6 protein-coding genes are annotated in these 6,206 nt (G+C 63.0%); 3 read left to right on the top strand and 3 right to left on the bottom strand.

Annotated elements, in window-relative coordinates:
- Positions 1-343: 343 nt before the first annotated feature.
- The 3 genes from flbT to ACQR07_RS29815 all read right to left on the bottom strand — a co-directional run bounded on the left by flbT (position 344) and on the right by ACQR07_RS29815 (position 3,553).
- Positions 344-739 carry a flagellar biosynthesis repressor FlbT gene (gene flbT, locus ACQR07_RS29825; RefSeq protein WP_434905652.1) on the bottom strand — a complete coding sequence of 132 codons (396 nt, stop codon included), beginning with the start codon at positions 737-739 and terminating at the stop codon, positions 344-346.
- Positions 740-962: 223 nt separating this feature from the next.
- Complete coding sequence (locus tag ACQR07_RS29820) at positions 963-2,513, bottom strand: flagellin (protein ID WP_434905651.1); 1,551 nt, start codon at positions 2,511-2,513, stop codon at positions 963-965.
- Between the two features lie 290 nt (positions 2,514-2,803).
- Complete coding sequence (locus ACQR07_RS29815) at positions 2,804-3,553, bottom strand: histidine kinase dimerization/phospho-acceptor domain-containing protein (protein ID WP_434905650.1); 750 nt, start codon at positions 3,551-3,553, stop codon at positions 2,804-2,806.
- Between the two features lie 673 nt (positions 3,554-4,226).
- Between ACQR07_RS29815 and ACQR07_RS29810 the strand changes: the two genes are divergently transcribed.
- From ACQR07_RS29810 to ACQR07_RS29800, 3 genes are all read left to right on the top strand, one after another.
- Positions 4,227-4,946, top strand: a complete 720-nt coding sequence (locus tag ACQR07_RS29810) for a Crp/Fnr family transcriptional regulator (RefSeq protein ID WP_434905661.1) — start codon at positions 4,227-4,229, stop codon at positions 4,944-4,946.
- A 228-nt stretch (positions 4,947-5,174) separates the two neighbouring features.
- Positions 5,175-5,564: a response regulator gene (locus ACQR07_RS29805; RefSeq protein ID WP_284416876.1), complete on the top strand. Its 390-nt coding sequence runs from the start codon at positions 5,175-5,177 to the stop codon at positions 5,562-5,564.
- A gap of 225 nt (positions 5,565-5,789) precedes the next feature.
- The gene (locus tag ACQR07_RS29800) at positions 5,790-6,203 is read left to right on the top strand and encodes a response regulator (protein ID WP_434905649.1); all 414 of its coding nucleotides are present in this window, start codon (positions 5,790-5,792) and stop codon (positions 6,201-6,203) included.
- The last annotated feature ends 3 nt before the right edge of the window (positions 6,204-6,206 follow it).

The raw sequence follows: 6,206 nt of genomic DNA, 5'->3' as shown, positions 1-6,206 counted from the left end.
TCCTGCTCGAACCGCACCAACTGATTGTCGACGGTATCCAGGCTCTCGCTGGTCTCCGTCAGGAACTCACGCAACAGATCATCCATGAAACCGGCCTTCCAAGAATTGGCTCTGCGATCGCAGTACGACCGCTGATCCTGTCAGAGCGACGGTCGATCCGGTGCCGTCGTGAAGCACCCCGGACTCAATCCCCGCCGTCGCTTGGTTCGGCTCAACGGACTTTCCTCGGTGCCATCGTTATGCGGGGCTTTTCTCCGTCCCGTTAATTTTAATGTCCGTGCAAATACGGAACCGGAACGACTGCCGCTTCAAAGAGATGTGGCTGGGCCGGTGCAGCCGGGTCTCAAGGCACGGCCTCGGCGGGAGCGATCGCGGGGCTTTCGCACGCGATCAAGCCCCGGATCTCCTTCAGCGCCTTGTACAGAGCACCAGCTGCGACGTGACGGTCGACCGCTTCGGTCAGACGCGCACCATCAGGTGTAGCGCTGCGCAATTCATCGATGCATGCAAGATAGGACGCGCGATAACGACCCGCGTCACTCTTGAGATACATGGTCTGGACGCAAAGATAGAGGCGCTTGGCCGGCGTATCCGCCGTCTCGGGGCTCACCGTGTCGCGCTCACGAAGGATCGGCACATCGCCCTCGACGATGAAGCGCGCGCGCGTATTCGAGTTGATGATGACGCTGTCGCCGATCACGATGCGTTCGAACGGCTTCAATTCGACGCGCAGGGGCATGGCCCACGTCTCCTCTCAGGACCCTCCGCGCGGGAGCTTCCTCTTGGGAGCGGCATCGCAGGGGACTGCGCTCTCGTCGGCCCGACGTCGCTCTTGCACCTGCTTCACGCCTTGTTCGCGCGATCCATCGATATCGAACGAGCCAGGCACGTATCCTGGATAGTCGAGGCGAAAGCGGCGGGGCCAGCCCCGCCGCCTCCGATGTTTGAGAGACTGCCGCGTCTTAGCGCAGCAACTGCAGCACGCTCGCCTGCGACTGGTTGGCCAGCGACAGGGCGGACACGGCGATCGACTGGCGGGTCGACAGCGCCTGGCTGTTGGCCGCTTCCTCGTTGGTGTCGGCCAGCGTCAGGTTCGAAGAACCGGTCTGCAGCACGTTGATCAGGTTCTTGTTGAAGTCCTGACGGACCTGCACGACCGACAGGTTCGAACCGAGCGTCGAGGCCTCGTTCCGCAGCGTGGAGCTCGATGCGTTGAGGACGCCGATCACCTTGTTCGCCGAGTTGTTGTCGAGGAAGTCGGTGCCCGAGGTCAACGTCGAGAGGCCGAGACCTGCCGAGTTGAACGTGACACCGGTGATCGACAGCGTCGACTTGCCGGTTTCGTTGAAGGTCAGCTTCAGCGTGTCACCGTTCAGCAGGTTGATGCCGTTGAACGATGCGTCAGCCGCAGTCGTGTTGATCTGCGCCAGCACGTTGTTGTACTGCGAGACCAGGCTCGCGCGCTGCGTCTGCGCGGTCGAGTCAGCCACCGGAGCCGCCGCAGTCAGGCCGTTGAAGGACTGGCTGGACGCCGCCGCCGTACCACCGATCGCACCGATCGTGGCCGAAGCCGCGTCGTTCGTCGTGGTGATGTTGATCTTGCCGGTGGACGAGTCGATCGTCGCCTGCAAGTTGTTGGCTGCGAGCTTCGTGTTGAGGTCGGTCAGCGACTTGACCTGCCCTGTCCCCAGACCGAAGGTGATACTCGTGGCCGTGCCACCTCCTGTGGCGCCGACCGTGAGTGTCTGCCCCGACAAGCCGTCGCCGACCTGACTCAGCCCGAGCTTGGCCAAGGTGCCGGAGCTGCCCGACAAGGTCAATCCTGCCGCCGGAGGCGTCAAGGTGATCTGGCCGCTGCTGACGGACGCGGTCACGCCGGCCTGCGTCTGGATCGCCGACAGCAGGTTCGACACGGTGTCACCGATGCCGATGCTGGTGCCGGTCGAGGACGTGCCGGTGATGAAGGTGAAGGTGGTGCCGTTGACGACCAGCGTTTCACCCGACGTGACGCCGCTGGCGAGGTTGTTCGAGGCCGTGCCCGCGGTGCCCGACAGCTTGGTCGAGCCGGTGATCGCCGACGCAGCCGAGGTGTTGTCGTTCTGCACGGCCGTGCCGGTCACCGCCGTCGAGCTGGAGCCCAGCAGGTCGCTCGCGGTCGCGCCGCTCAGCGCAGCCGACGTCACGTTCGACTTGGTGGAGTAGCCGACCGCGCTCTGCAGCACCTGGTTGGCGATCGACTTGGCGCTGTCGACGAGCTTCTGCAGCGAGGTGATGCCGGTGTTGGCGGCCTGCAGCACCTGCACGCCGTTGCCGATACCATCGAGCAGATTGGAGATGTCGGAAGCGCGGTTGTCGAGCCCCTGGGCGGTGAAGAAGTTGGTCGGATTGTCGAGAGCCGAGTTGACCTTCTTGCCGGTGGAGAGGTTGTTCTGCGTGGTGGCGAGGAGCTGAGCCGTCGACTGCAGCGAGAGGAGGTTCTGGCGAACCGACGCAGAGAGTACGATACCTGACATTGTCATTCCCTTCTGGATGAACACGAGTAAACATCGCCGCACCGTTCTGTCGGCGATGGGCCAGACTGGTCCGCGGAATCCTACCCGTTCGTTAAATTGAAGCCGCAGCCGCCCTGCGCGCCGGGCGCGGCCGCCATTAATCCTAATTGGCCGCTAATCTGTTCGATTAAATACAGATGAATTCGCCCGATCGGCGCCGTTCGCCGGTCAAAACCGCGCTCGACGGCGCCGCGATGGCGCCTCCGTTAAAGCGGCACTAACCAAGACTCGCACCGGCGATGCGCCTGCGGTCAGTCACGCTCCGCGCGAGGAAGGACGATCTCGACGCTCGCAGCCCCGCCGTGCGACGGCTCGAGCGCAAGGCGGCCGTTGGATTGCGTGACGAAGTCCTGGACCATCCGGATGTCCGGAAACATCTGCGCCGCCGACAGCGAAGCGGCGCCATTCGCAGTGGCCGTCACGACGATCCGCACGTCGCAGCATTCATCGACGACATCGTCGCCTGACGTTGCGGCGCAAGCGCTCGTGGCCTGGATGTCGATCCGTCCCCCTTGATCCATCGCATTGCGCGCGGTGATCGCGAGGTAGAGCAGCGCGGCCATCAACTGACCGGGATCCGCGAATGCGGAGGGAACGCCGGCTGCAACCGATGTCGTGACCTCGATCTCGGTGCCGAGCGTCGGCCGAAGCAGCCGGCCGACGTCGGTCAGCAGCTCGTTCAGCTCGACTGTGCTCGGCCGCGGTGGCCGTCCGCGCGCAAACGACAGCAGCTGCGACGTCAGCCGCGCCCCGCGCGTCGCCGCTTCGTCGATCAAGCGCGCGACAGCGGCGAGCTCGGGCCGGTCCTCGACGGCCTCGGCGAGAATGTCGATGGTGCCGGTGATCACGGTGAGGATGTTGTTGAAGTCGTGCAGCAGCCCGCCGGCGACCTGTCCGACGATGGCGAGGCCAGGGTTGGCCTCCGCCTGGTCCGGGGCCGCGTCCTTCACAACCTCATTCTGCGTCGATGATGAGGGCCGCTGATGAATCGGGAGCGCCATGAGGGGTCAGTTACCTTGTTAGCAGACGAGCGATGACGCAGACGAGCAAGGCGGGCGATCGGCGGCGATGACACGACGCCGGCGCTTCGTACGTCGGTACGCTGCCCGGCTTCGTTGCTGATCATCCGGACGCGCTCCGTTCGGACGCTGCTCAGTTTGGAGGACCTGCCTGGCGACCACGATCATCCTTCGGCATCGAGCCTTCGCAGCGAGCCCGTCGGCCACCGCATTCAGATCCTAAGGTACGCATCCGGCGGAAAACGATCCGTCAACGAATCAACGCGCTTCCGATTGATTTTGGCTTCAGGATGACGGCTGTCAATTGCGCCACCGGGCAGCCGGTCTCGCCGTTTCTTCGTGAGAGGCGACGCCCTCCAGGGCCTATTGCCTGCGCAGCGTACAACGGCTGCTCCGAAACCGGCTTCCGCAAGGCAAAAGCGTCGAGATCGGCGAAGGACCTCATCTGTATACAGCCTGCGCTCAATCGTTTCCGGACGCGAGAGCGGCGACAATTCGTTTTGCGTCTGCACATCAACGAGCACAGCAGAGGGTTGCACGTTAGGAGCAATGATGTCCTGGTTGTTTTTTCTTGTCAGCGGATATGACGCGGTTCTATGGAACCATGAGTGCATTGAGATCCGCGAGGCACGTTACTGCGATGCAGGAGATGGCTTTGGACCCCAGCTTGCGTTCTCCCAACGGCTTCCTGTCGTCGATGGCCGACGATGATTTCGAGCTGCTCCGACCGTACCTGCGGACGGTGGATCTGGTTCAGGACTCGGTTCTCGCGGAGGTGGGTGAAAAGCTGTCCCGGGTCTACTTCCCTCATCGTGGCGTGATCTCCCTGGTCGTGAACCTGGCGCGGGGCGAGCGCGTGCAGGTTGCCATGATCGGACGGGACAGTTTCTTCGGCAGCATGTCGCTGCTTGGCGGCGATCCACTGGTGCTCAACAGCGCTGCAGTGATCGTACCGGGCGCTGCCTCGGTCATCGATATCGACCGGGTGCGGACAGCCGCCGAGCAGAGCGCGACGCTTCGCGCGTTGTTGTTGAGACACGCACTGGCAATCTATCTGCAGAGCCAGCAAACCGCCGGTTGTAACGCCGCCCACACCGTCGAGTCCCGGCTGGCGCGATGCCTGCTGCAGACGCATGATCTTTCGGGCGGAAACAAGCTCTACATCACCCAAGAGTCGCTGGCTCAGATGATCGGTGCACGCCGCAACAGCGTGTCCCTCGTGGCGAGCACGTTGCAGCAGGCGGACTTCATCCACTACAGCCGCGGGCACATCGAGATCATCGATCTCGATGGGCTGAAGAAGACGGCGTGCGAATGCTACGGGACCGTCAAGGCGCAATACGACCGTCTGGTCAAGCCGCGCAGCGTGTCCTGACGGAACGCGTACGCGGCCGCCTGCCGAGCAGCAGGGTCGACTTCCGTACAACTACGGTCAAGGACACCAAGCAGCCCATCGGCCCGCACCGAATTAACGCGCTGTTCAACGGGCGCTGATAATTGTCGCAGTGCTGACGAGCGCGAGTTGCAAAAAAGCGTCGAATAATCTTCGTGCTGAAATATCTCGCCCGTGTTCGGCTTTTGACGAAACGCGCGGAGTAATGACATGGCCTTCGATCTGTCGATGCCGATTCTGGTGGTCGACGACTACGCCACTATGATCCGGATCATCCGCAACCTGCTGAAGCAGCTCGGGTTCGAGAACGTCGACGATGCCAGCGATGGATCCGCCGCGCTCGCCAAGATGCAGGCGAAGAAGTACGGCCTGGTGATCTCGGACTGGAACATGGAACCGATGACGGGTTACGACCTGCTGCGCGAGGTGCGCGCGAGCCCGGATCTGTCCAAGACCCCCTTCATCATGATCACGGCCGAGTCCAAGACGGAGAACGTGATCGCTGCGAAGAAGGCCGGCGTGAGCAATTACATCGTCAAGCCGTTCAACGCCGCGACCCTCAAGACCAAGATGGAAGCCGTGTTCGGCCCGGCCGAATAGAATTCTCGCCCTTCGTCGCATCGTGCGGCCGGACCGAACTCCGGCCGCTTTTTTGCTCGTCCGACGCCGCCGCGCATCAGGCCACGGCCGCCTCCGCTCCGCAGATCGACCGGGCCACTCCGTAGTTGTACGGAAGCGAAAATTTACGAGGGGGTCAGAGCCGGCCCGCTAGACAAGTGCCTGTTGCCGATAACCGCGCCCGCAGTGGCAAGGGACAGCAGATTGATGCGCAACGAGCTCCTCGTAATCGAAGATGCCGACGTGCATCAGTCGATCCTCAGAATGATCGCGGCCCAGGCCGGCTTCAACACGACAGGCGCGAGCTCGGTGGATGCCGCTGCCGCGATCCTGCGGGAGAGGCAATTCGATTGCGTCACGCTGGACCTTTCTCTCGGCGAGCGGTCCGGCACCGAGGTGCTGCAACTGCTGGCGGCGAACAAGTACCGCGGCCCGCTGCTCATCATCAGCGCCTCGGAAGACCAGGCGCTCGACGCGTCGGCACGCATCGGCAGCTTCCTCGATCTGAACGTGTATCCCCCGTTTCACAAGCCGATCAATCTGCCTCTGCTGCGGCAGACGCTGAAGCAGATCGCGGGTGATACCGAGCGCCGAAAACAGATACAGGCGGCGAGCTGGTAACGA

Source organism: Bradyrhizobium sp. HKCCYLS20291, from assembly GCF_051167715.1.
Taxonomy (GTDB): domain Bacteria; phylum Pseudomonadota; class Alphaproteobacteria; order Rhizobiales; family Xanthobacteraceae; genus Bradyrhizobium.
The sequence above is the reverse complement of the archived record's forward strand: the minus strand, read 5'-3'. Positions and strand labels throughout refer to the sequence as shown.

What these genes read in the sequence shown, in the direction of transcription:
- flbT (WP_434905652.1), bottom strand. Translation starts at nt 739, where the DNA reads ATGCCCCTGCGCGTCGAATTGAAGCCGTTCGAACGCATCGTGATCGGC.
- ACQR07_RS29820 (WP_434905651.1), bottom strand. Translation starts at nt 2,513, where the DNA reads ATGTCAGGTATCGTACTCTCTGCGTCGGTTCGCCAGAACCTCCTCTCG.
- ACQR07_RS29815 (WP_434905650.1), bottom strand. Translation starts at nt 3,553, where the DNA reads ATGGCGCTCCCGATTCATCAGCGGCCCTCATCATCGACGCAGAATGAG.
- ACQR07_RS29805 (WP_284416876.1), top strand. Translation starts at nt 5,175, where the DNA reads ATGGCCTTCGATCTGTCGATGCCGATTCTGGTGGTCGACGACTACGCC.
- ACQR07_RS29800 (WP_434905649.1), top strand. Translation starts at nt 5,790, where the DNA reads ATGCGCAACGAGCTCCTCGTAATCGAAGATGCCGACGTGCATCAGTCG.